Origin of the sequence: Paenibacillus hubeiensis (genome assembly GCF_032334105.1) — a bacterium.
In the GTDB taxonomy this organism is placed as follows: Bacteria; Bacillota; Bacilli; order Paenibacillales; family Paenibacillaceae; genus Paenibacillus; species Paenibacillus hubeiensis.
The window spans coordinates 288,492-312,711 of the sequence record NZ_JAVYAE020000004.1 but is presented as its reverse complement, the minus strand read 5'-3'; the positions used below and the strand labels follow the sequence as shown (position 1 = coordinate 312,711).

17 protein-coding genes are annotated in these 24,220 nt (G+C 50.5%); 16 read left to right on the top strand and 1 reads right to left on the bottom strand.

Features of this window, described 5'->3' with window-relative positions:
* Window positions 1-28 precede the first annotated feature (28 nt).
* The 6 genes from RSX24_RS14760 (at window position 29) to RSX24_RS14735 (ending at window position 5,612) form a co-directional block, all read left to right on the top strand.
* Entirely contained in the window at window positions 29-1,087 is a 1,059-nt protein-coding gene (locus tag RSX24_RS14760) for a Gfo/Idh/MocA family protein (protein WP_236420057.1), read from the top strand.
* Window positions 1,088-1,286: 199 nt separating this feature from the next.
* Window positions 1,287-2,255 (top strand): sugar phosphate isomerase/epimerase family protein, encoded by a 969-nt coding sequence (locus RSX24_RS14755; protein ID WP_339273388.1) that lies wholly within the window; start codon window positions 1,287-1,289, stop codon window positions 2,253-2,255.
* 25 nt (window positions 2,256-2,280) lie between these two features.
* Complete coding sequence (locus tag RSX24_RS14750) at window positions 2,281-3,009, top strand: ThuA domain-containing protein (protein ID WP_343261005.1); 729 nt, start codon at window positions 2,281-2,283, stop codon at window positions 3,007-3,009.
* Between the two features lie 496 nt (window positions 3,010-3,505).
* On the top strand, window positions 3,506-3,802 hold the full coding sequence (locus tag RSX24_RS14745; protein WP_236420112.1) for a winged helix-turn-helix transcriptional regulator: 297 nt from the start codon (window positions 3,506-3,508) through the stop codon (window positions 3,800-3,802).
* Between the two features lie 212 nt (window positions 3,803-4,014).
* Complete coding sequence (locus RSX24_RS14740; RefSeq protein ID WP_343261004.1) at window positions 4,015-4,719, top strand: hypothetical protein; 705 nt, start codon at window positions 4,015-4,017, stop codon at window positions 4,717-4,719.
* Between the two features lie 182 nt (window positions 4,720-4,901).
* Window positions 4,902-5,612, top strand: a complete 711-nt coding sequence (locus RSX24_RS14735) for a hypothetical protein (protein WP_339273384.1) — start codon at window positions 4,902-4,904, stop codon at window positions 5,610-5,612.
* Between the two features lie 61 nt (window positions 5,613-5,673).
* Here the strand turns inward: RSX24_RS14735 and RSX24_RS14730 are convergent, their stop codons facing one another.
* A complete protein-coding gene (locus tag RSX24_RS14730) occupies window positions 5,674-6,390 on the bottom strand; it encodes a Crp/Fnr family transcriptional regulator (protein ID WP_236420047.1) in 717 nt (238 codons plus the stop codon).
* A gap of 414 nt (window positions 6,391-6,804) precedes the next feature.
* Between RSX24_RS14730 and adhE the strand changes: the two genes are divergently transcribed.
* The 10 genes from adhE (at window position 6,805) to RSX24_RS14680 (ending at window position 24,209) form a co-directional block, all read left to right on the top strand.
* Window positions 6,805-9,417, top strand: coding sequence for a bifunctional acetaldehyde-CoA/alcohol dehydrogenase (gene adhE, locus RSX24_RS14725; RefSeq protein WP_236420045.1), 2,613 nt, complete (start codon window positions 6,805-6,807; stop codon window positions 9,415-9,417).
* A 635-nt stretch (window positions 9,418-10,052) separates the two neighbouring features.
* Entirely contained in the window at window positions 10,053-12,311 is a 2,259-nt protein-coding gene (gene pflB / locus RSX24_RS14720; RefSeq protein WP_343261003.1) for a formate C-acetyltransferase, read from the top strand.
* 56 nt (window positions 12,312-12,367) lie between these two features.
* Complete coding sequence (gene pflA, locus RSX24_RS14715) at window positions 12,368-13,120, top strand: pyruvate formate-lyase-activating protein (RefSeq protein ID WP_236420041.1); 753 nt, start codon at window positions 12,368-12,370, stop codon at window positions 13,118-13,120.
* 246 nt (window positions 13,121-13,366) lie between these two features.
* The gene (locus tag RSX24_RS14710) at window positions 13,367-14,731 is read left to right on the top strand and encodes an ABC transporter substrate-binding protein (RefSeq protein ID WP_343261002.1); all 1,365 of its coding nucleotides are present in this window, start codon (window positions 13,367-13,369) and stop codon (window positions 14,729-14,731) included.
* 51 nt (window positions 14,732-14,782) lie between these two features.
* The gene (locus RSX24_RS14705; protein WP_339273374.1) at window positions 14,783-15,667 is read left to right on the top strand and encodes a carbohydrate ABC transporter permease; all 885 of its coding nucleotides are present in this window, start codon (window positions 14,783-14,785) and stop codon (window positions 15,665-15,667) included.
* Window positions 15,667-16,497 carry a carbohydrate ABC transporter permease gene (locus tag RSX24_RS14700; protein ID WP_343261001.1) on the top strand — a complete coding sequence of 277 codons (831 nt, stop codon included), beginning with the start codon at window positions 15,667-15,669 and terminating at the stop codon, window positions 16,495-16,497. The genes RSX24_RS14705 and RSX24_RS14700 overlap by 1 nt, the downstream gene beginning before the upstream one ends.
* Window positions 16,498-16,527: 30 nt before the next feature.
* The gene (locus RSX24_RS14695) at window positions 16,528-18,363 is read left to right on the top strand and encodes a cache domain-containing sensor histidine kinase (protein WP_343261000.1); all 1,836 of its coding nucleotides are present in this window, start codon (window positions 16,528-16,530) and stop codon (window positions 18,361-18,363) included.
* Window positions 18,364-20,016, top strand: a complete 1,653-nt coding sequence (locus tag RSX24_RS14690) for a response regulator transcription factor (protein ID WP_343260999.1) — start codon at window positions 18,364-18,366, stop codon at window positions 20,014-20,016. It abuts the gene before it with no gap.
* On the top strand, window positions 20,013-21,599 hold the full coding sequence (nagZ, locus tag RSX24_RS14685) for a beta-N-acetylhexosaminidase (RefSeq protein WP_343260998.1): 1,587 nt from the start codon (window positions 20,013-20,015) through the stop codon (window positions 21,597-21,599). Before RSX24_RS14690 ends, nagZ begins: the two co-directional genes overlap by 4 nt.
* Before the next feature lie 252 nt (window positions 21,600-21,851).
* Window positions 21,852-24,209 carry a copper amine oxidase N-terminal domain-containing protein gene (locus RSX24_RS14680; protein WP_339273366.1) on the top strand — a complete coding sequence of 786 codons (2,358 nt, stop codon included), beginning with the start codon at window positions 21,852-21,854 and terminating at the stop codon, window positions 24,207-24,209.
* Window positions 24,210-24,220: the final 11 nt, after the last annotated feature.

Below are 24,220 nucleotides of genomic sequence, written 5' to 3'. Positions count from 1 at the left end.
ACTCAACGTGCAAGGAGATGACCTCATAGTGGAGAAAATGAAAGCAGGCATCATCGGGTGCGGCAACATTAGCGCCATTTATCTCGAAAACCTGAAGAACAGCCCAGTCATTGAAGTGGTCGCCGTAGCGGATCTGATCCGCGAACGCGCGCAGGAACGGGCAGATGAATTTAATATCGCAAACGTTTACAATGTAGATGAACTGCTGCAAAACGAAGACATCGAGCTTGTGCTGAACCTGACCATTCCGGGCAGCCATGCCATGACCGATTTGGCTGCGCTGGAGGCCGGCAAACATGTGTATGCCGAAAAGCCGCTCGCCATTTCGCTCGAGGACGGACGCAAGGTCATTGAACTGGCGGAACAAAAAGGACTGTATGTCGGCTCTGCGCCGGATACGTTCCTTGGTTCGGGCATCCAGACGGCCCGCCGGGCCATCGAGGACGGCTTGATCGGCAAACCCGTTGCCGCAACGGCATTTTTCATGGGCGGCGGACCGGAAGCATGGCATCCGAATCCGGAATTTTTCTACACCGTCGGCGGTGGACCGATGTTTGATATGGGGCCATACTATTTGACCGCCCTGATTAAACTTCTGGGACCGATTCGCCGGATCAGCGCTTCTGCGGGCATCCAGATCGCGGATCGCAAAATTGGTTCGGGGCCGAAGGAAGGCACTTCGCTGCAGGTCGAAACGCCGACTCATCTTTCAGGCACGATCGATTTTGAGCAGGGTGCCATCGCCACGATGATTGCCAGCTTCGATATTCGGGGCGGATCGGATCTGCCGCGGATCGAAATCTACGGTACCGAAGGCGTGCTGAGCGTGCCGGACCCGAACTTTTTCAACGGGGACGTGAAGCTGCGCAGACCGGGACAGGATGAATGGGAGGTGCTGCCTCCGGCATTCGAAAGCGGGCACAACGAACGCGGCATCGGCGTTACGGAGATGGTGGAATCGATTCGGGCCGGAAGAGAGCATCAGGCAAGCGGCAAGCTCGCTTATCATGTCTTGGAGGCCATGCATGCGTTCCAGCGCTCTTCGTTGGAAGGCAAACACATTGCGCTTGAGAGCACCTATGCGTAAGCAGATTTTATTTGGACTACATCCGGACTCCGTTGCCGCCATTCATGCAGCCGTGCTTTGAATTTTTGGCTTTCAGGATAGAATGAGGCCTGATTTTCCACAATAAGTACAATGCAAAGGGCATAACGGCGGAACCGGGATTCGGAGCAGCAAGCATTCATACCATTTATTTAACTTATAATCCAGGGAGGAATCTCAAATGAAACTTGGCGTATTTTTGGTACTGTTCGGTGGACGCAAACTGGAGGACGCACTTGATTACGTAGCTGCAAAAGGGCTGAAAGCCGTGGAAATCGGCACCGGAGGATATCCGGGCAATGCGCACTGCAACCCGGCTGAGCTTCTCGAAAACGAGACAGCGCTCAAAAACTTCAAAAACGCGGTGGAATCCCGCGGTTTGATCATCAGCGCGCTCAGCGTACACGGCAATCCGCTTCATCCGCAAAAGGATATCGCCAAATCGTTCCATGACGATTTTGTCAAAACGGTGGAACTGGCACAAAAGCTCGAAGTGCCTGTCGTTAACACATTTTCCGGTTGCCCTGGGGACCATGAGGACGCCAAATACCCGAACTGGCCTGTAGCGCCATGGCCGAACGACTACCAGGAAATTTTGAAATGGCAGTGGGAAAACAAAGTCATTCCTTACTGGACGGAGTGGGGCAAATTCGCCGCGGATCGCAGCGTAAAAATCGGTCTGGAGCTGCACGGTGGCTTCTCGGTGCATACACCGGCAACTTTGCTGAGACTCCGCGAAGCAGCGGGCGAAGTCATCGGCGCCAACCTGGATCCGAGCCACATGTGGTGGCAAGGCATCGATCCTGTGCAAGCGATTCATATTCTTGGACGCGAAGGAGCTATCCACCATTTCCACGCGAAAGATACAACGATCGATCCGGTGAATGTGAACAAATACGGATTGACCGATATGCAGGATTACACGAACATGCTTGATCGGGCATGGCAGTTCCGTTCTGTAGGTTACGGCCACGACAACAAAACTTGGGCCGACATCATCAGTGCCCTGCGTCTGGTCGGATATGATTATGTCGTTAGCATCGAACATGAAGACGGACTGATGTCTGTCGAAGAAGGCTTCTCCAAAGCCGTGCAAAATCTCCAGCAAGTGCTGATCGAAGAGCCGCTGGGGGAAATGTGGTGGGTGTAGGGCCATTTTAGGGGGAAATTAAAGCATGATCAACGTCACCATTTGGAATGAGTATGTCCATGAGAAGATTCATGATGAAGTGAGGGAGGTGTATCCCGACGGACTGCATCGGGCACTGGCTGACGGTCTGGGCGGCGAAGGTTTTGCCATCCGGACAGCGACGCTGGATCAGCCGGACCATGGTCTGAGCAGCGAGGTGCTGGATACGACAGACGTGCTGGTATGGTGGGGACATATGGCACATGATCGGGTTAGTGACGAGATTACGCACAAGGTGGTTCAGCGGGTTTTGAACGGGATGGGGCTGATCGTGCTGCATTCCGGCCATTTCTCCAAACCGTTCAAGGCGCTTATGGGCACCAGCTGTGATCTGAAGTGGCGCGTGGCGAACGAACAGGAAATCATTTGGTGCGTCAATCCTTCGCACCCGATTGCGGAGGGTGTTCAAGGAAAAATCGTATTGGAGCATGAAGAAATGTATGGCGAATATTTCGATATTCCGGTACCGGATGAACTTGTATTCGTCAGCAATTTCCAAGGCGGAGAAGTGTTCCGCAGCGGGTGTACGTTCAAACGCGGCGAGGGCAAAATCTTTTATTTCCGCCCAGGCCACGAAACGTATCCGACGTATTACCAGCCTGACGTGCTGAAAGTCATCGGCAATGCGATCAAATGGGCGTATCCATCTCGCAACGTGAAGCCTGAATACGGGAACAGCGCACCTGTCAGACCGTTTGGCGGCGTAGTTGTCTGACTTTAACAGACAACAATATAACTATATAAACCGCAAAAACATCTACACGTTAACAGAGAGGCAGAACCAATCTGGAGAAGCGAAGTGTTCGCGTTTATCACCGGATTTTCCCTTTGGAAAAGGGAATCAAAAAAATCTGGGGATAATAGCGATCAGAAGATGGTACTGACTCGAAGTGCCCTAGTGTGATTGATTAATTCGGTTTATATAAACAGCATAGTCACACTAAGAACCCTTCTCCGAGTCAGAACGACTATGGCGGCAGGGTTCTTTTTGGAATCGTTTATGGTAAAAAGTGTTAGCAGAAAATTCCCCATGGCCCCCGGGAACGCGGTGAGGTATACTGGTATAGCTGCATTTGGACGTTCTTTGCTTAACTTTTTGCACGCAGACGTTTTAAATGTGACGCAAATGTGTTATTATTATATATACTAACGAAATGTAAGTTGTAATGATTCATTAAGGGGTGATTAATGTGGAAGGCCAAGATCTGCGGATGTGTCCGCGTTTTGAAACGGCGTTTTCGTTTTTGGGCAAGCGCTGGAACGGTTTGATCATTCAAACGTTGATGAGTGGCTCCAAGCGATTCAAGGACATTTCCACTCTGATTCCATCCATGAGTGACAAGATGTTGTCGGAACGCATGAAGGATCTGGAGAGTGAAGGTATTTTGATCCGTCACGTTTATCCTGAAACGCCGGTTCGGATTGAATACGAGCTGACGGAGAAAGGGAAAGCGCTGCAGCCGGTCATGAATCAAATTCAGGAATGGGCTGAGCAGTGGGTCGATTAATCGAATATTCGGTGTTGGACTCCATGAAGCGGTCCCATGGCACAAAAAATCCCGATTTCCACAAGAAATTGGGATTTTTTGTTTCGCGCCTTTTGCACATCTGCCTGAGAGTTGTAGTATAATGGGATGATCAACGTTCACAGTCGTATCTCCGAAAGTCGTTTCGTTTCCAAAAATGGCCGCACGCGGCCGGAGCGAGGAGGCCACTTGTCATGAGAGAAGAACGCTTATCCCGTGAAGTACGCTACGGCGAGCAGGACATTGCTGAACTTGAGAACGCATCCATTCAGGTACATCTCATTTACAAAAAAGCAGCATCGTTGTTTCAAACGGACGGACGGACGCATGCTGCATCCGATCGGAAGACGGTTGACGGCAAGATACAGGGCCCTCGTCCGGCCGTGCTGCAAAAGTGGATCCGGACGTCATCCGGCTGGAAGTGCATTGGCTGCGAGGTGAGAATAGGGCAGCTTCCGCTGCAGGGCGCGTGGTTCCCGAATACGATGGCCAAGATGCCTGACGGTCGAACGATTCGGAAAGAACTGCTCATTCAGGCCATTGTCTGGTCGCAATACGAAGAGATCAGAATGCTTGAGCCTTGGCTTGGCCAAGACACCTTTTATACGCCACAGGAAATGGACATTATCGCAAAATACGTCGTTCCGACGTATTTTTCCAAACGGCCGTTACATGAGCAAGGCAAGCTGTACAAGGTCCATCGCAGCCCCGGATCCTCCATTCCGTTATATCAGGAATATGTGAAAGCTCCCTTGTTGTGCGTGCACGTCGACGGGGAACTGCTTGAAGGGCAGCTGTTGACGGAAGTCACCGTTGCGGAGGAACAAGTTTTCGGGCTTAATCCTTACGTGAAAAACGGGGATGGAGGCCGAACGTACATGCAGGCCAACATTCAATAGTCAAACATGCAACGGTTCTTTTAAGAACCGTCATATGATCCAAATTGAGCCTGCTTGCAGGCTCTTTGTGTTTCCCGGAAATGAAAAGTAACGGCTTTGACACTTTTTTCGGTTAAAATCTGTGCCATAATAATGGTTATGGACAACAGACAAATGATTTTACGCAGGGTGGTGTTACCTACATGAACTACAAATTCCCGGGACTAATTGGGTTTTGCCTGCTGTTACTGGCCATATTGGCAGGATGTACGGAACCCCAGCCTTCCGAGCAGCCTGTCGTCAAAGACGCCGATTCGGCGAATACGATTACGGTTGCAGTGGATGGCAGCACGTTCCTGCCGGATGCAACCAAATCGATCAAAAGGGATTTCAGCGAAGGAATGACGCTTAAAAAAGCGCTTTTGAACAGCGGACTTGTCGATTTCACGGCGGACGGCAAACGAATCCAATCGGTTGGAGAAGTATCGCTGGATGCCTCGCTGAGCTGGGCCGTAAAACTGAATGGAGAGGACGTCGACCCCGAGCATTGGGATATGGAGCTGCATGCCAAGGACGAAGTGGTCATCTATGTCAAAGCCGCCGACAGCTCTAATGAGGGGGTTGCTTATCAGACAACCCTGCTCAAGGTGAGCGGCGGTAACATTCTGCCATCGCTCAATCGGCAGTATGCAGGCGTATACGTGCCGGAATGCACGGTGCGCGATGTGTTGAAATCCAGCGGCGTGGTTCGATTGTCGGAAAACAACAAATACGTCTTGTCCGTGGAAAACGTTAGCCCGCGCATGAATCAACGCTGGGTGATTATGGTCAATGACAAAGAATTGATGGACAACGGCCTGGACATGAAATTGAATCCGCGTGATGCGGTTAAACTGGAATTGACGGCATCCTGATGGACAAGCCGTGCAGATAGAAGCCCAATCCTCCTAGCGGGGGGATTGGGCTTTTTGGGGGTTAGATCCGGCAAATTTCCCGTGGGCACAATTCGCAATGGCAGATGCCTTGCAGCATTTGCAGATCCTTGATGACGATCATGCCGTTCTCATATTCGATGGCGTCTTTTTTGCGCAGGTCGCTAAGCATGCGGTTCACGCTCTCGCGAGTGGCACCGATCATGTTGGACAGGTCGGTGTGGGTAATTTTTTTATGAATGATGACATGTTCGCCGTGAGGCTCCCCGTACGAATTGGACAAACGGATTAACGTGGAGCATAGGGCACCCGGTTTACCATACAACATGAGGTCACGGAATTTGGTTTGGGTCAACCGGTGATGGATACCCATCCATTTCATGAAATCAATCGCAAAATCGCAATGCTGGCAGATCAGCATTTCCAGGTCTTTGTGCTCCAGGACGCCGATCTCGCTGTCCTCCAGCACTTCGGCCGAGAAGGAATGACGGGAACCAAAGAACGGGTCGGCCTGGCCGATCATGTCCCCGGCTTGGTACATATACATGATAAGCTCTTTGCCTTCATCCGTAGATTTGGTGATCTGGGCGCGTCCCCGTTTCAGATAATACAATTTGTCGGAGACATCGCCTTCCCAGTACAGGTGGGTACCTTCGGGATAGGTGCGTTCTTTCATCGTTACGAGCAGATGGTTGAAGTTCACTTCCGAGAAACAGCTTGTATTTCCGCGCTCTTCCAGTACACTCAATGGTTCTCTCATAAGTCTATCTCCCCTTTGTATCCGCCGGCGTTCTTTCATGTAGGTGAATGAGCTGCCGTGGTTCGCCGCAAGCCGCCGTCCTGATCAGGTGAATCCGGCCGGTGAGGGACGGTACAAATTGCGGTGGTTCAATTTTTAAGTTCAGTATATACCTAATGCGGGGGCTGGGAAGGAGGCAAAAATGGCAATATTTCAAACATTGTGATTAAATTCACTTTTCTAAGGAAAGGATGATGATGACAGAATATCATTTTAAATATGAAGAGCCGTAAGGGGAGTGGAGCGATGCTCCAAAACATAAATTAAATTTGTTATACTTTGTGAAAAAAATCACATACCGACCGAATTCGCCATGGTACGATGTGATCGTAAGCAGAGAGACAAACAATACGAACCTTTAGGAGGATGAGGGAGATGGCTGTAAAGAACGAAGTCGCCCCAGTAAAAGAACCGACAGCAGGCCAGTATATCCAAACGTTGATTGACAAAGCAAACAAGGCACACGCAGCGTTCATGTCCATGGATCAGGAGCAGATCGACCGGATCGTGCAGGCCATGGCACTCGCAGGACTCGACAAACACATGATGCTTGCCAAAATGGCCGTCGAAGAAACAGGTCGAGGCGTGTATGAGGATAAAATCACTAAAAACATTTTTGCCACGGAATATATTTATCACAGCATTAAATACGACAAAACGGTAGGCGTGATCGAAGACAACGAATTCGACAGCTTCCAGAAAATTGCCGAACCGGTGGGCATCATTATGGGGATCACACCGGTTACGAATCCAACGTCCACCACGATGTTCAAAGCGCTGATCTCCATCAAAACGCGCAACCCGATCATCTTTGGATTCCATCCGTCCGCACAAAACTGCAGCCGTGAAGCTGCCAAAATCCTGCTTGAAGCAGCAGTGAAGCATGGTGCTCCGGCCGATTGCATCCAATGGATCGACGATCCTTCCATGGATCGGACCAATGCCCTGATGAATCACCCTGACGTAGCGCTTATTCTGGCCACAGGCGGATCAGGCATGGTACGGGCCGCATACAGCTGTGGTAAACCGGCACTGGGTGTCGGACCAGGTAACGTTCCTTGCTTCATTGAGAAAAGCGCGGACATCAACCAGGCGGTGACCGACCTGATTCTGTCCAAATCGTTCGACAACGGCATGATCTGCGCATCCGAGCAAGCCGTCATCATCGAAGAAGCGATTTTCGACCAGGTGAAAAAGAAAATGATCGCCAGCGGCTGTTACTTTGTGAACAAAGAAGAGCTGGCAAAGTTGACGCCAGGCGTGATCAATGTCGATAAATGTGCGGTCAATCCGGCGATCGTAGGCCAATCCGCCGTCAAAATCGCCGAACTGTGCGGCATTGACGTTCCGGCAGGCACCAAAATCCTCGTTGCCGAAATCGAAGGCGTAGGCACGAAATACCCGCTGTCGGCCGAAAAACTGAGCCCGGTGCTGGCTTGCTACAAAGTGAAAAACGCAGCCGAAGGCATTGAGCGCGCAGCGGAAGTGGTTGCTTTTGGCGGCATGGGCCACTCCTCGGTGATCCATTCGAACAATGAAGATGTCATCACCAAATTTGCGGATCGTTTGCAAACAGGCCGGATTCTGGTCAACTCGCCATCCACGCATGGGGCGATCGGCGATATTTACAATACGAACATTCCGTCCCTGACGCTGGGCTGCGGCTCGTATGGACGCAACTCGACGTCGTCGAACGTATCTGCCGTCAACTTAATCAACGTGAAAAGGGTGGCTCGCCGTACCGTGAATATGCAATGGTTCAAAGTGCCGAACAAAGTCTATTTCGAAAAAGGCGCAACGCAATATCTCGCCAAAATGCCGGACATCACCCGCGTTGCCATCATTACGGACCCTGTGATGGTGAAGCTTGGTTATGTCGAAAAAGTAGAGCATTACCTGCGTCAGCGCCAGACTCCGGTTGCGATCGAAGTGTTCTCCGAAGTCGAACCCGATCCATCGACAACGACGGTTGATCGCGGAACCGAGATGATGAATCGCTTCCAGCCGGACTGCATCATCGCCCTCGGCGGCGGTTCGCCGATGGATGCCGCGAAAGCGATGTGGCTGTTCTACGAATACCCGGATACCGACTTCAACAACCTGAAGCAAAAATTTATGGACATCCGCAAACGGATCTATAAATATCCGCGCTTGGGCATCAAAGCGAAATTCGTAGCCATTCCGACGACATCCGGTACAGGATCGGAGGTTACCTCGTTCGCGGTCATTACGGACAAAGAGAAAGGCAATACGAAATATCCGCTGGCTGATTACGAATTGACGCCTGACGTGGCTATCGTGGATCCGGAGTTTGTGTACAGCTTGCCGAGAACCGCAGTGGCGGATACGGGCATGGACGTTCTCACCCACGCGATCGAAGCTTATGTGTCGGTCATGGCGAACGATTATACGGACGGTTTGGCGATCAAAGCGATCCAACTGGTGTTCCAATACCTGGAGCAATCGGCTTTGCAAGGCGACAAACTCGCCCGCGAAAAAATGCATAATGCATCGACGATCGCAGGTATGGCTTTCGCGAATGCGTTTCTGGGCATCAACCACAGCCTTGCGCATAAATGGGGCGGTCAGTACCACACCGCACATGGACGTACCAATGCGATCCTGATGCCGCACGTCATTCGCTACAATGCGAAAAAACCGAGCAAATTCGCTTCGTTCCCGAAATATTCGCACTTCGTTGCCGATGAGCGTTATGCCGAGATTGCCCGCATCCTCGGGCTGCCGGCCCGCACGACCGAAGAAGGCGTCAACAGCCTGATCAACGCCATCCGCAAGCTGAACAAAACGCTGGGCATCGAGGAATCGTTCCAGGAGCTCGGATTCGATCCGAAAGATTTCGAATCGCGCGTAGACTATCTGGCCGACCGTGCGTTCGAGGACCAATGTACAACGGCCAATCCGAAGATGCCGCTGGTTACCGAACTAGCCGATGTATACCGCAACGCCTTCTATGGACGGTTTGAATAAACAATAGTGCAGCATAGCAAACCATTCGTTTGAGGTTAAGGCAATAGGAGCAGGGTTCCCCGAAATGGGGAGCCCCGATTGCCGTCTTTCTGTTCAACGGAATCCTTGCGGTATCAGTTGAATTCAACAATTTACACGACAACGGAGGGACAGAAATAACCTGAAAAAGCGAAGCGTTCGCCTTTATCCCGGGAGTGTATCCTTTGAAAAATGGATCAAAAAAACGCGGGGGATAACAGTGATCGGAAGGTAGTTCTGTCATCGGAGTGGGCAAGTGTAAATGTTCTTTGTTCAGTTGATAAAATTCAATCGGGAGATATGGAGTGGATTGCGATCGGAAGTTGTTCTACTCTCGCAGTGGCTAATGTGAATTAATGTAATTCACTATGATTCAGCAATGGTGGAGTGAAGAAGCTCACTGGCTTTGTGATAAAAATCACAGAGTGTGAAACAACGTAAACGTATAATGAAAACAGAAAGAAAACAATCAATTCCGCGGTTCCGGTTCCTATAAGAGAGAGTATCGATCCGGCATATGTGAAAATATTCACATTATATCGCGGTTCTGGACACGGATGCGACGTGCGAGACAACCTGTCCCGTGTCCGGAAATCCAAATTACGGAGGGATTAACGATGTCGGTGATTGAAAAAGATGTCAAAGTGCAAACAGGCTGGAGAAACTTTGTCAAAGGTACTTGGAACAGATCCGTAGACGTAAACGATTTTCTGGTGCGCAACCTGACGCCGTATTACGGGGACGAGGAGTTCCTTGCAGGCGCAACCCAAAATACGAAGGACCTGTGGGAAATCGTTTCCGATTTGACGAAGAAGGAACGCGAGAACGGCGGTGTCCTGGACGTGGACGTGAATACGCCTTCCACGATCGTGTCCCATCAGCCGGGTTATCTGGATAAAGAGAAAGAACAGATCGTCGGCGTTCAGACCGATGCTCCGTTCAAACGTTCCATTCAGCCGTTCGGCGGCATTCGCATGATGATTGATGCATGTCAGGCTTACGGTTTCGAGATGCCTCAAGAAGTCATTGACATATTCACGAACATTCGCAAAACGCATAACCAAGGCGTGTTCGATGCCTATACATCCGAAATGCGCGCAGCGCGCAAAGCGGGGATCATTACCGGTCTTCCGGATGCATACGGCCGCGGCCGCATCATCGGCGACTATCGTCGAGTGGCCTTGTACGGTGTAGACTTCCTGATCCGGGACAAAAAATCACAGCTGAATTCGCTGGAAGTGGACGCCATGGACGAAGATGTCATTCGTCTGCGCGAAGAGATCTCCGAACAGATTCGTGCGCTGCAAGAACTGAAGCAGTTGGGCGAAATGCACGGCTTCGATATCTCCTTGCCGGCCACCAACGCCAAAGAAGCTTTCCAATGGCTGTACTTCGGCTACCTGGCTGCCATCAAGGAACAAAACGGTGCGGCAATGTCCCTGGGAAGGGTATCCTCTTTCCTGGACATTTACATCGAGCGCGACCTGCAGGAAGGCGTGCTGACCGAAGAACAGGCGCAAGAGCTGGTCGATCATTTCGTCATGAAACTGCGCATCGTGAAATTTCTGCGCACGCCGGATTACAACGAGTTGTTCAGCGGCGACCCGACCTGGGTTACCGAATCCATCGGCGGAATGTCCGTTAACGGCGAAACCCGCGTAACCAAAAACAGCTTCCGTTTCCTGCACACGCTCTATAACTTGGGCCCTGCACCAGAACCAAATTTGACGGTTCTCTGGTCCGTGAAGCTGCCGGAAGCGTTCAAGGAATACTGCACTAAAGTTTCGATCGAAACGAGCTCGATCCAATATGAAAACGACGATTTGATGCGTCCGATCTATGGCGACGATTACGGCATTGCCTGCTGCGTATCCGCGATGAAGATCGGCAAACAAATGCAGTTCTTCGGCGCCCGCGCCAACCTGGCCAAAGCGCTGTTGTATGCGATCAACGGCGGACGCGACGAAAAATCGGGCGCGCAGGTCGGACCGGAATATCCGGCGATCACCAGCGAGGTGCTCGATTACAACGAAGTGCTGAAACGCTTCAAACCGATGATGGAATGGCTGGCCAAACTGTACATGAACACGCTGAATGTCATTCACTACATGCACGACAAATACAGCTATGAACGCATCGAAATGGCATTGCACGACCGTGACATCCTGCGTACGATGGCTTGCGGCATCGCCGGATTGTCGGTAGCCGCCGATTCCCTGAGCGCGATCAAATACGCCAAAGTCAAACCGATCCGCAACGAGCAAGGCATCGCGGTCGACTTCGAAATCGAAGGCGAATTCCCTTGCTACGGCAACAACGATGATCGTGTAGACAGCATTGCGGTTGAACTGGTCGAGTCCTTCATGGGCATGATCCGGAAACACAAAGCTTATCGCAACGCACTGCCTACCCAATCCGTGCTGACCATTACGTCGAACGTGGTATATGGCAAGAAAACAGGCACAACGCCGGATGGACGCAAAGCGGGCGAACCGTTTGCTCCGGGAGCCAACCCTATGCACGGACGCGACAAAAAAGGCGCCCTTGCTTCCCTTGGCTCTGTAGCCAAATTGCCTTACGAGCACAGCCTTGATGGTATCTCCAACACATTCTCCATCGTGCCTAAAGCACTGGGTAAAGAGGGCGATATCCGCAAATCCAACCTTGTCGCCATGATGGACGGATATTTCAGCCAAGGCGCTCATCATCTGAACGTCAACGTGTTTGACCGTCAACAGCTGATCGATGCGATGGAGCATCCGGAAAACTATCCGCAGCTGACCGTTCGGGTATCGGGTTATGCCGTCAACTTCATCAAGCTGACTCGCGAACAACAGCTCGACGTCATTAACCGTACGTTCCACGGTTCGATGTAATAGAGAAGAAACAACATAAACGCACAGCGGATGCGGAAAAGAAAGGAAGAGGCAGCATGGTTAACGGACATATTCATTCACTCGAAACTTTCGGGACGGTTGACGGCCCAGGCATCCGCTTCGTGCTATTTATGCAAGGATGTCATCTGAAATGCCAGTATTGCCACAACCCGGATACATGGGCGCTTGATGGAGGCCGGGATATGAGCGTGGAAGAAGTTCTTGCGGAAATCGAGCCCTACTTGACCTATTATCGCAGTTCCGGTGGCGGACTTACGGTGTCGGGAGGGGAACCGACGCTGCAGGCTCATTTTGTGGCCCAAGTTTTCAAGGAAGTGAAGCGGCGTTGGGGACTGCATACCACCTTGGACAGCAACGGCTACAATGAACCGGATCGCATTCTTGACTTGTTGGACCATACCGATCTGGTCATGCTGGACCTGAAACATATCGATGATGAAAAGCATATCCAGCTTACCGGGAAATCCAATGAGAGAACGCTTCGTATGGCCCGCTGGTTATCCGATCATGATCGGAAAATGTGGATTCGCCACGTATACGTGCCCGGCATTCACAATGATGAGCAGGATTTGCTTAATCTGGGCCGATATATCGGCACGTTGAACGGGGTAGAGAAGTTTGAGATTTTGCCCTATCACCAGATGGGCATCTACAAATGGCAGGCGCTGGGTAAGGTGTACCCGCTCGATGGCGTGCCTTCTCCAACCGAAGAAGAGGTGGAACGGGCGTATCGCCTGATTGAACAGGGCCGGAAGGAAACGGCTGGCACACTTGCTGGGGCGAAATGATCCAGATCCATGGGTCTGCTAGAAATCAACAAACGTATATATGGATCCGCTATTCAGGCAGTCTTTGCGACCGATGTCGCCGAGACTGTTTTTTGTTGCATTTTACAGGAGGAACACGAAGAGGCTTGTTCAGTGAAGGATTTTATCCCCTCATTGATGAATTGTCATCCTTACGATGGAAGCTCCGGCTTTTTATAATCAGAGTGTAAAACCAAAAGCGCAAAATGCCGAGGAGGGTCAACGACGATGAAAAAAAGAATGATCATGCTGCTCTCACTGCTGCTTGTCACTTCCTGGACGCTGGCTGCATGTTCGGGCTCAGGGAACGAAAATCCGCAGGGAGCCTCAGGTTCGGCCCCGGAAACGAGCAAGGAACCGGTGGAAATGCTGCTGCGTCACACCCAAGTAGGAGCGGATAAACAGAAACGGCTGGCCATTCTGCAGGACGTCGTCGACAAGGTGGAGAGCGAGGTGCCTAATCTGACCTTTACGCTGGACGGGGTCGAATCCGATGTGAACCGGAAGGAAAAGCTTCGCGGAGAGATGGCTGCCGGCAATCCGCCGGATATATTCGAACTGTTCGGCAGTCCGGATTCGAAGGTGTATGCCAAGGAAGGCATGCTGCTGGATCTCACGCCGATTTTGCAAGAGCTGGGCATCCAGGATCAGTTTACATCCCTTGAACCGTTCACGTATGAAGGCAAAGTATACGGACTGCCGATCGGGGGTTCGGGTGAAGGTTTTTTCTACAACAAAGAATATTTCGCACAAAAGGGCTGGCAAGCACCGACCACCATGGCTGAACTGGAAAACATGCTGGCCGAGATCAAAGCGGATGGCAAAGTACCCCTTGCATCTGCTTCCAAGGCGGGCTGGGTCCCGCTGATGTTAACGAACCACCTGTGGTCCCGTTACGCCGGGCCCGAGATTACCGCGAAGTTTGCAACAGGTGAAGCCAAGTGGACCGACCCGGGCGTGGTTCAAGGCTTTGCGAAGCATAAGGAATGGGTCGATAAGGGTTATTTCAAAAAAGGCGAGCTCGGCTTCGAATACGCAGAGTACACGACTCAATTTACAAGTGGCGAAGCGATACTGATGTATGACGGAACATGGAAATCATCCGTATTCAAGGAAGGACAGAGCGGGGAATCGCTCATCGGCAAAGTTGGATTTTTTAATATGCCGCCGGTAGAGAACGGAGTAGGGGACCAGACCTCACTCATGCGTGACGTCAATAATGGCTATGGTTTCTCGGCAGCCGTAGCGGAAGATCCTCAGAAGCTGGAGGCGGTAAAAGCGTTTATCAAAAACTTCTACAATGAAGACATGCAGGTGCGCGGACTTGTGGAAGATGGGGTGCTGCCTGCCATGAAGCTGGATGAGAAGGTGTTAACAGACAGCATTACCGATGAACTGATGAAAGAAATCGTTGCTGTCCTGAATGCATCCAAAACGTCATTTCCGGCATTCGACGCGCTGGTTCAGGCGGATGTAACCACCGAGATCAGCAACCTGCAGATTCAAAAACTGATCGGCGGGCAGACCACGCCGGAGAAGATGGCGGAGGAGCTGCAGCAAGTTCAGGAGGAAGCGAACGCATCCGTGGAATAACGGATACACCTGGACCATCGCTGCAACTGAAGTTACTGAAGGAGGCTGAACATGAATACTTCACTCCGCAGCCCGCTGATCTATGCGCTGTTTGTATTGCCGGCATTGATTCTGTTTGTAATGTTTTTTCTGTATCCGATCGGCAGCTCCCTGTATTATAGCTTGACCAGCTGGAACGGCGTTTCGACAGACCCACGCTTTGTGGGTTTGTCGAATTACGCCAAGGCGTTGTCTGATGAGCGGTTTTGGATTTCCACGCGGAACAACGGCTTTTTTATCGGGTTTTCCGTATTGATCCAGGTTCCGTTGATTGTATTATTCTCATTGCTTATTGCCAACGTCAAACGATTCAAGGGGTTATACAAAACGGCTGTTTTTTTACCTTCCATTATGTCAACGGCGGTCATCGGCATTTTGTGGGGATTTATCTATGAGCCCAACATCGGGTTGTTGAACCAACTGCTGAATACGTTTGGCATTCCGCCGGTGTATTGGCTCTCCGATAATCGCTTTGCGATGCTGTCCATTCTGGTAACCAATGCCTGGCAGTGGACCGGATTTTACATCGTTATGGTGCTGGCGGCTATTCTGGCCATTCCCCGTGACCTGGAGGAAGCTGCAGCCATCGATGGTGCAACGGCCGTACAGCGGGCCACCCGAATCACGCTGCCCTTGATCAGGCCCATTATTTCGGTCGTCATCATGCTGTCCATTGCCGGAGCGATGAAGGCGGCAGATATCGTGCTTGTCATGACCAAAGGCGGTCCCGCCGGGTCCACCGAGGTGCTCGCCACGTATATGATCAAATACGCGATCACCAATTTTAAATACGGCTACGGCAATACCGTCGCGGTCCTGATCTTTGCGCTGACACTTGTGCTTACGGCTGTATATCAGCTGTTGGTAGCGAGGCACAACGAAAGGGTGGAGTATTGATGGTGAAGAGTATACGGAGCACCATTCCTCATGTGCTGTTGATGCTGTATTTAATCGCCATTCTGTTTCCCTTTTTATTTGTCATCTTCTCTTCATTCAAACAGGATAACAATGAGATCGCACTCCATCCGTTCAGTCTGCCGACCCACTGGGTGTTCAGCAATTACGTGGAAGCCTGGGTCAACGCCAAGATCGGTACGTATTTCTGGAACAGCATGTACATTTCGGTTCTGTCCTCGGCAGGTACCATTATACTGGGGGCCATGTTTGCTTTTGCCGTAACCCGCATGAGACACCGCAAGTGGAGCCTGTTCCTGTACAGTCTCGTTCTGGCTGGCATGCTCATTCCGAATAATGCGCTGATGCTGCCCATTTATTTGCTCGTCCGCAAGCTTGGCATATTGGATACGCATCTGGCTCTGATCGTTCCTTATGTAGCGAATGCGATTCCATTCACGATCATCATACTGGCTGCATTCATGAGATCCCTCCCCGGAGAGATTGAAGAAGCAGCGGTGATGGATGGCTTGAGGGCCCCGGGAATCTTTGCTAAAATAGTGATACCTCTTACGGTTCCAGCCATCGTTACGGTATTTATCGTGAATTTCCTCGGCAACTGGAACGAATTTTTGCTCGCCAATTATTTCCTATCTACAGATAAGCTGCGCACCCTGCCTGTAGGCATGGTCCAGTTTCGTGATCAGTATCAGATGAACTATGCCCAGATGTCCGCAGGAATCGTATACAGCGTTGTGCCTGTTATTGTCATCTACGCCATACTGCAGGAGAAAATTATTGAAGGTGTGACCGCCGGCAGTGTCAAAGGTTGATGGACGAGGCGGTGAATGGGGAGAACGGATATGAACTTGCGCATGAAGCTGGCCATGGCCTTTCTGCTGCTGATCATTGTACCGATGTGCGGACTGGGGATCGGGATGTTTCTGGTCACCTCACATACGATTGAGAAAAAATACAACCAGCAGGCCGAATACGCCCTTCAGGCCATCAGCTACAATATCGAGAACGGTTTTCAGCAAATTAACAATGTCACCGATAACGGAATCGCCACGTCGGTATTTCAAATGGCACTTAACGCCAAGGACCCGACCAAACAGGATCTCGGAACCGGTAACCAGTTGTCGCTTAATGCCAGCCAGCGCAATTTTCGTTCCCTTCTATATAACTATCCGTTTATCAGCTATGCTTTCTTGTATGATTTGCGTTCATCCCAGAACAATCAGATCGTCTCCATATTCACCAAGGAAAATTTTGAAGCGCTTTCATTTCAGCAGTTCAAGGTTCATCCCTTATTCCAGGAAATCCAGCAGCTTAACGGTGTGCCCAAATGGCTTGCACCACTGGAGTATCCCGAACTTACCGGCGTCGATCCTGTCTTTACGCAGATCAGGCTGGTGAAGGAGCTCAGTTATTTTCAAAATATCGGGATTCTTGTTGTTCAGATCAAAAAGGGAGAGATCGATCGGATCTTCCGACATCTGCAGATTAACGATTCCGCACAAAATACATCCTTTCTATTAATAAATGAAGAAGGTTTGATCGTCTATGACCCTACCGGCCGGTACAGCGGGGAGAAGATGGAGAACCTCGGTGTCAACACAGTCAGTTACGGGCCCGGCTTCAGCAGCATTCGGACGGTATTTGACGGCACGGAGAGCATCCTGTCCCAGTATCATCTGAAAAACTACGGCTGGAGTTTAATCAGCGTAACTTCATGGGAAGCGCTGTCGGCTGAAACGAATGTGTTTGCAGGCTGGTCGGTCATTATCATTCTGGTTTGCCTTCTTGCGGCAATGGTCTTCAATTTGTTTTTCATGAACCGTATTACCGGCAATATTGCGGTATTAGTCCGCTTCATGCGGCGAGTGGAGGATGGTGACTTTAGCGCACGGGTGAAGGGAACAGGGTTCGATGAGATGCAGCTTCTAGCCCATGGATTTAATGAACTGCTGGACCGGATCGGAAGCTTGTTTCGTCGTGTGCGGGCAGAGCAGCAGCAGAAGGCCAAGGCTGAACTGCGTGTGCTGCAGGCTCAGATCAAACCACACTTCCTGTTCAATACATTGGAGTCGATCAACGGGCTGGCCATGCGTGGAGAAGGACGGAAAGTCAGCGAAATGGTGAACCGTCTCGGCAATATTCTTCGGATCAGCATTCAAGATCAGGAGGAAATAGCACTGGGCGAGGAAGTAAGGCATCTCCAGAGTTATCTTGAAATACAACAATACAGATTCAGTGATTTGTTTACGTACGAAATAGATATTCCTGCTCATTTGTACACATCCTTCGTACTTAAACTGACGTTGCAGCCATTAGTAGAAAATAGCGTCCAGCATGGCTTCGAGGGCATTGAGTACAAGGGAGTGCTTCGGATCCGTGCATTCGAGGATCGCCATAATCTGGTACTGCGGGTGGAGGATAACGGACTTGGCATTCCCCAGGAAATATTGGGGAGATTCGAGTACATGGCAGAGGACCCTCCGGTACATCCGCATGCAAATGAAGGGGAGCAGTCCCCGTCTTCAATGGCCGAGCGCCGCGGGCTGGGTTTACGAAGTGTGGCGGATCGGATACGAATCCGATATGGGGCAGGATACGGCATATTTATCTGTTCAGCTCCAGGCCACGGGACAGTGATTCAATGCATAATTCCACGATATGAGCAGGGGGATGCCTAGATGAATCTGACCGCAATGCTAGTTGATGACGAACTGCCGATTTTGGAAAATTTGAGCTTGATCCTGCCCTGGGAGGACATGGGGATTGAACTTGCGGGCACGGCCAGAAGCGGGGCTGAAGCGCTGGATAAAGCGGCTGATTGTCATCCGGACATCATGCTGTGCGATATTCGCATGCCTGCCATGGATGGTTTGGAGCTTATTCGAATACTGCGCGAACGGGGCGAGTCATGTGAAATTATTTTGCTGACCGGATACCAGCAGTTTGAATATGCCCGAACGGCCATCCGCTACAACGTACATGAATACATATGCAAACCGATTGATTACTTGGATTTGGAGAACAAACTGCGCGAGTTAACCGAACAGATTCATAAGAAGCGCAGGGCAAGCGAGTCTGAGCGCCATCGTCATGTAGAGATGGAAAACTGGATCAGACATAAACATGTGACCGACTTACTGCGGGGTGAAAAGGGAATTTCGCCGTGCTGCTCTGTGCCGTCAACAGAAGGGCTGTGCTCTTCTGATCGCTATATTCTCATCCTTGTGAATGCGGAAGGTTACTTCCGCCATTCCATCGGCTGGTCTGCTGACCAGCATCAGCAATGGCATGATGTGATCAATGCCAGTCTTGCAGATTTAACGGAAGCCCTGGAAGAAAGCATGATAATTGCCGTACGCAAAGGGGGATGGGGGATTCTGCTGAAGGCTGCGACCGGATGGGAGCAGCAGGCAGATGAATTAGAACAGCGTATCCGATGGAGGCTTAATGCCATGTTTGCCAAAGACCCGGCAATGAAGGCAAGAACGATTCGGGACGATCAGCCCGTGCGCTTGGATCAACAGATTACCGAGCGATACCTGCACTGTCAGCGCAGGTTGATGATTTCATTCGAAACCGGCGATGAGACGAGGTCGCTACCCACTTCCGCTCACCCCATCTTACGGCCAAACGACGAAGCATTCCAAAAGGCGGCGTGGGTGACCAAAGAGGACCTCGATCTGCTGACTCGCTGTATTCGGCAGGGGAACAAGCAGGGGGTGTTCAATCTGCTGCATTCCCTTAAGCAGCAGCTGAACCAAACTAAATTTTCATCGGACAGCATAGGTGAAAGCAATATTCGATTTTTGCTCGTACACATGCTGGGAGAGTTGAGGGAGGTTCATGCGCTTGCAGAACACGAAGAAAAGCAGTTCTGGGACGCGCTGCAAATGGCAGCCTCCATGAAGGAATTGATCGAACTGGCGGAAGCGATCGCCCATGCCTGGCATAACAAACAAGGCACGTCACGTCCTTCGACTTCAGATTTGATAAAGTCTGCATGTGATTATATGGACACACATCTGGACCGTGATCTTGGCATCGATGAGGTTGCAGATTGGCTGGGAATCAGTTCAAGCTACTTTTGTCAGCTGTTCAAAAGCCATGCAGGAGTCACATTTGTTGAATATTTGACCCATAAACGGATGGAGAGCGCAGCGCACTTATTGAGTACAACGGAGTGGAGCATTACAGCGATCGGGGAAGCCACGGGTTATAAAGAACGGCGTTATTTCTCCAAAGTATTTCATAAACATTTTCATATGAAGCCGTCGGAATACAGGCAGAGCAAGAGAGCAGCTACTTCATTGGAGGAGGGAATGCTTTCATGAGACCATGGGACAATTTCACGCTGGAGCAGAAGGTCGGCCAGCTGTTTATGTGCGGCTTTCATGGACAGCGAGCGGATGCACAGATCACCCGTTTAATCCAGGACTACCATGTTGGGGGCGTCATTTATTTCAGGCGCAATGTGGAGAGCGTGGAACAATTGACCCGCTTGTCTGCCGAATTGCAAAGGATGGCCGCTAAAAGCAGTGAACTGCCGCTTATGATCTCGGTGGATCAGGAGGGCGGCATGGTTGCCAGAATCGATAAAGACGGCGTGACCAGAGTACCGGGTAATATGGCGCTCGGGGCGACAGGCAACCCGGATTACACGTATCAATGTGCACGGATTCTTGGGGATGAGCTGAAACGGATTGGAATCGATATGAACCTTGCACCAGTCCTCGACGTGAACAATAACGCGCTAAATCCGGTGATTGGAGTGAGATCCTATGGGGAAAACGCGGAGAAGGTGGCCGCTCATGGTGCGGCAGCCATTACAGGATATCAGTCGCGGAGCATAGCCGCAACAGCGAAGCATTTTCCAGGGCATGGAGATACGGCCGTGGATTCTCATCTCGGCATGGTAACCGTTCCCCATGGGCGGGAGAGACTGGAGCAGGTAGAACTGCTGCCTTTTCGCCAGGCCATTGAGGCGGGCGTGGATGCCATCATGACAGCACATGTCATTTTTCCGGCGATCGAACCAGAGCCGATTCCCGCAACGTTGTCCCGCAGCGTATTACATGGTTTATTGCGCAAAGAAATGGGTTTCGAAGGAATAATCATCACAGATTGCCTGGAGATGCATGCCATCTCCAAACCGTATGGAGTTGCGAAGGCGGCTGTCCGTGCTGTGAAGGCAGGAGCGGATTTGATCCTGGTCAGTCATACCCTTGACGAACAGATCGCAGCCATAGAGGCAGTGGCAGAAGCGGTTCGCCACGGAGAAATCGACGAGCAGATCATTGACCAGGCGCTGGAGCGTGTCGTGAATTGGAAGCTAAAACGCTGTGGCGATCAACCAAGCGAACCATCGAGTATGACAGATTCGTTTTCATCCGTCCCGCACGATGTACTGTTACACGAAATTGCGTGCCAGAGCATCACCGTGGTACATAATGACGGTTTACTGCCCTTAAAACCCGAACAAAACGTGTTCGTTATATGGCCCGAGGTTGTACAGCGAACAGAGGTGGATGAGCCTTGGTCCCATTCGGATTCGCTTGGTAGGGTGCTTGGGCAATTCAGGAATCATGTCCGCGAGTATAAAATAACGACCCAGCCGTCCTATGATGAAGCAGAACGAATTTTGCAAAGCGTGATAAAGGGAGACCAAGTCATCGTATGCACCTATACCTCGGCAGGAGTTCTTCCCAAAGGTCAGCGCAACATAATCGAACGGCTGAGTGAGGAACATTCATTGATTGTCGTAGCTTTGCGTAATCCCTATGATCTGTTCGAAATTCCCCGGCCGGGAGCTTACGTGTGCACATACGAAAATACGCCTGCCGTGGTACGTGGACTCTCCCTTTTGATTACGGGCGAATTGAATCCGAGTGGAAGCTTGCCCGTCCGATTAAGTTAACATGGAAGGCAAGGACAAACCTTTCCGTTATGTGGTGAAGTTCATCCATATAGCGGCAAGGTTTTTTTGATGGATGAAGCTATGAATGCAATGAAATGATAACTAACTATTTTCATAGTGTTATCACTCTATTAAAACTTTACATTTCTAATCAAATAATTTTAGCAACTTTTCCCGGTCGCCCGCGTCTAATAGTATGACTTTTTGAGGGGGATAATATTACGTGGGAGCAGAAGGAGCCAAAGAAAAAGAATGAATTTGAAGAAAAAATTGTCCATATTTACCGCTTTAGCTGTTTTTCAAGCATTTGCAGTTGGTTCGGTGAATGCGCAACCAGCAGCTCAAGGCGATGCAGAACCAGTTCATACTGCCAAAGTAAAATCCGTAGAGGTCATCAAGAAAGAACAGCCGCTTGCCGAGAGTGAAGTCAAGACAGGGAGCAGCGACGCTTCCAACAGTGCTCAGTCCACTGAAGGCAAAGAAACTTCTACAACAACCGAAACAGCACCGACAACTGAAACAACGCCAACAACCGGAACAACACCAACCAAAGAAGTAACGCCAACAACACCAGCAACAGGTGTGGATACACCAACCACAGATGGGGAAACATCAGCGACTGAACCTGATCCGGATGCTGCGGACCAAGAAGACGGCAGCGCGGAGGATGTCGAGACTCCAACCACTCCTGTTCAGGCAGAGCAACCTTCTGCAGGAGGAACGTCTTCCGGAACATCAGGCGGTGATCTGACGCTGTACATGAACAGCAACAAAATGGAGCAAGACGGAAAGACGTATTTGGCTGGGCAGCCCATGACGGTCAAAAACGGCGTGTCGTATGTTGCCATTCGGGCATTGGTAGACCGTGTAGGATATGAAGTCAAATATGACAACACCACCAAGGAAACGATCATTATTAGCGGCGAAAGCGAGCTTCGTTTCAAAACGAACAGCACGGTCTACACCGTAAATGGCGAGTCCAGAACGATGAAAGGCCCTGCCTATCAGCAAAAAAATACGTTCATGGTCCCGTTAACTTCCATTACGCAGGCCTTGAACATTACTTATAAAGTAAATCAGTCGGCCAAAACGGTTGTGCTGAATCTGAATACCAAACCGGTTGCAAGCTTCAAGATTTCCCAAAAGGAAATTTTTGCAGGTGACAAGGTAGATTACGTGACTTCATCCAGTTCTCCGAAAGGGTTGAACATTGTTGACGAACGCTGGACCGGCCGTCAGGAATCGTTCGATCAGCCTGGTACGTATACGATTACTTATGAAGTTCAGGATTCTAGCGGTCAATGGAGCGACCCGTATTCCGTGACCATTCAAGTACAGAAACCAAACCTGCCTCCTGTCGCCATGTTCGAGACCGACAAGGAAGAGTACAAGATGGGCGAAAAAATCACGTATATCGACCAAAGTACGGATGATGAAAACGCCATCGAAAAAGTGGAATGGGATAACAATGCACTGGCCTTCTTCGTTCCAGGTCCCAAAACGGTGACCATCACCGTTACGGACAAACACGGTGAAACCGACACATACAGCAAAGTCATTACAATTACCAATGAGACGTTGTATACTCTTTCTGATTTCAATCAGCTTTTCACCCCGGTAGGACAGAAATTCGTCTTTAACGGCGGCGATGTGCCTGCCATGGAAAAAGTGCCTTATACGTATACAGACGAACCAAGCCTGCTGATCCGCAGCAACAGTCCGGAAACGGTGAATTCCGAAGGTATTGTATATAAAGAGTCTTCTTTCGGTCAGACCCGCTTCATGATTCACCATGTAAACAACACGGGGAAAGCCGTTAAAATGTATGTTGTCGCAACGAACAACAACGCGTATACGGCGCAACTCGAACAGCAAAACATGGGCTTTGCGGGACCTTCCCCAATCGCTACAGCCGCAGGGAAATTGTCCATTGATCGATGGTTCCAGTCGATGCAGGAAGGTAAGGATCAAAAGAAAATCTATATTGAGCCTGGCGACAGCAAGCTGATTTTGACGGAGCTTAGTGCGCTGCCGATGAAACAAGGACAAGTTATTTCGCTCTATTCGGACGTATTCAGTGATTATCAACTCGATTATAACGTCATCATGATCGATGCAAACAAAGATCCGATGGAAGCTTTGGCTACATTGCCTGTGCTTGACCGCGACGGCGTTCATAACCGTGGTACGTATCCGAATGCTACACGGGTTATTACCTACGATGAGCCAATCGGTGCCAAACCGTCCCGCATGCCGCTTGGCGATAATGCAAGCGATCCGAATCTGGTCGGAACGGATCCGATGGCTTACACGGATGCGTCCAATGCAGGCAACTTTGGCGTGTTATACAAAATTACGCTGAACAACGTTGCTCCACGGACGTTGATTTCCCTGAACCCTCGCGGAGGCAAATACTCCGGCGTTGCCCTGGTCAATGGCCAGGTTGTACAGATTGCGCAAAGCAGCTCCGTTAGCGCGCCGAATGAACAAAGCGTGCTTTATCGCACCGGATCTTATGGAGAGAGCGTAACGATTCTGTTCTCTGCCGCACCGGGTAGCAATCTGCCGGTTAACTTGTTGTTCACACCGCTTCCAGAAGAGAAAAAATAACAATTTTTATA

Excerpts from the sequence above, each read along its gene's own strand:
- RSX24_RS14745 (WP_236420112.1), top strand. The coding sequence starts at position 3,506 with ATGTGTCCGCGTTTTGAAACGGCGTTTTCGTTTTTGGGCAAGCGCTGG.
- RSX24_RS14695 (WP_343261000.1), top strand. The coding sequence starts at position 16,528 with ATGAACTTGCGCATGAAGCTGGCCATGGCCTTTCTGCTGCTGATCATT.
- RSX24_RS14690 (WP_343260999.1), top strand. The coding sequence starts at position 18,364 with ATGAATCTGACCGCAATGCTAGTTGATGACGAACTGCCGATTTTGGAA.
- pflA (WP_236420041.1), top strand. The coding sequence starts at position 12,368 with ATGGTTAACGGACATATTCATTCACTCGAAACTTTCGGGACGGTTGAC.
- RSX24_RS14735 (WP_339273384.1), top strand. The coding sequence starts at position 4,902 with ATGAACTACAAATTCCCGGGACTAATTGGGTTTTGCCTGCTGTTACTG.
- adhE (WP_236420045.1), top strand. The coding sequence starts at position 6,805 with ATGGCTGTAAAGAACGAAGTCGCCCCAGTAAAAGAACCGACAGCAGGC.
- RSX24_RS14700 (WP_343261001.1), top strand. The coding sequence starts at position 15,667 with ATGGTGAAGAGTATACGGAGCACCATTCCTCATGTGCTGTTGATGCTG.
- RSX24_RS14710 (WP_343261002.1), top strand. The coding sequence starts at position 13,367 with ATGAAAAAAAGAATGATCATGCTGCTCTCACTGCTGCTTGTCACTTCC.
- pflB (WP_343261003.1), top strand. The coding sequence starts at position 10,053 with ATGTCGGTGATTGAAAAAGATGTCAAAGTGCAAACAGGCTGGAGAAAC.
- RSX24_RS14730 (WP_236420047.1), bottom strand. The coding sequence starts at position 6,390 with ATGAGAGAACCATTGAGTGTACTGGAAGAGCGCGGAAATACAAGCTGT.
- RSX24_RS14740 (WP_343261004.1), top strand. The coding sequence starts at position 4,015 with ATGAGAGAAGAACGCTTATCCCGTGAAGTACGCTACGGCGAGCAGGAC.
- RSX24_RS14755 (WP_339273388.1), top strand. The coding sequence starts at position 1,287 with ATGAAACTTGGCGTATTTTTGGTACTGTTCGGTGGACGCAAACTGGAG.
- RSX24_RS14680 (WP_339273366.1), top strand. The coding sequence starts at position 21,852 with ATGAATTTGAAGAAAAAATTGTCCATATTTACCGCTTTAGCTGTTTTT.
- nagZ (WP_343260998.1), top strand. The coding sequence starts at position 20,013 with ATGAGACCATGGGACAATTTCACGCTGGAGCAGAAGGTCGGCCAGCTG.
- RSX24_RS14705 (WP_339273374.1), top strand. The coding sequence starts at position 14,783 with ATGAATACTTCACTCCGCAGCCCGCTGATCTATGCGCTGTTTGTATTG.
- RSX24_RS14750 (WP_343261005.1), top strand. The coding sequence starts at position 2,281 with ATGATCAACGTCACCATTTGGAATGAGTATGTCCATGAGAAGATTCAT.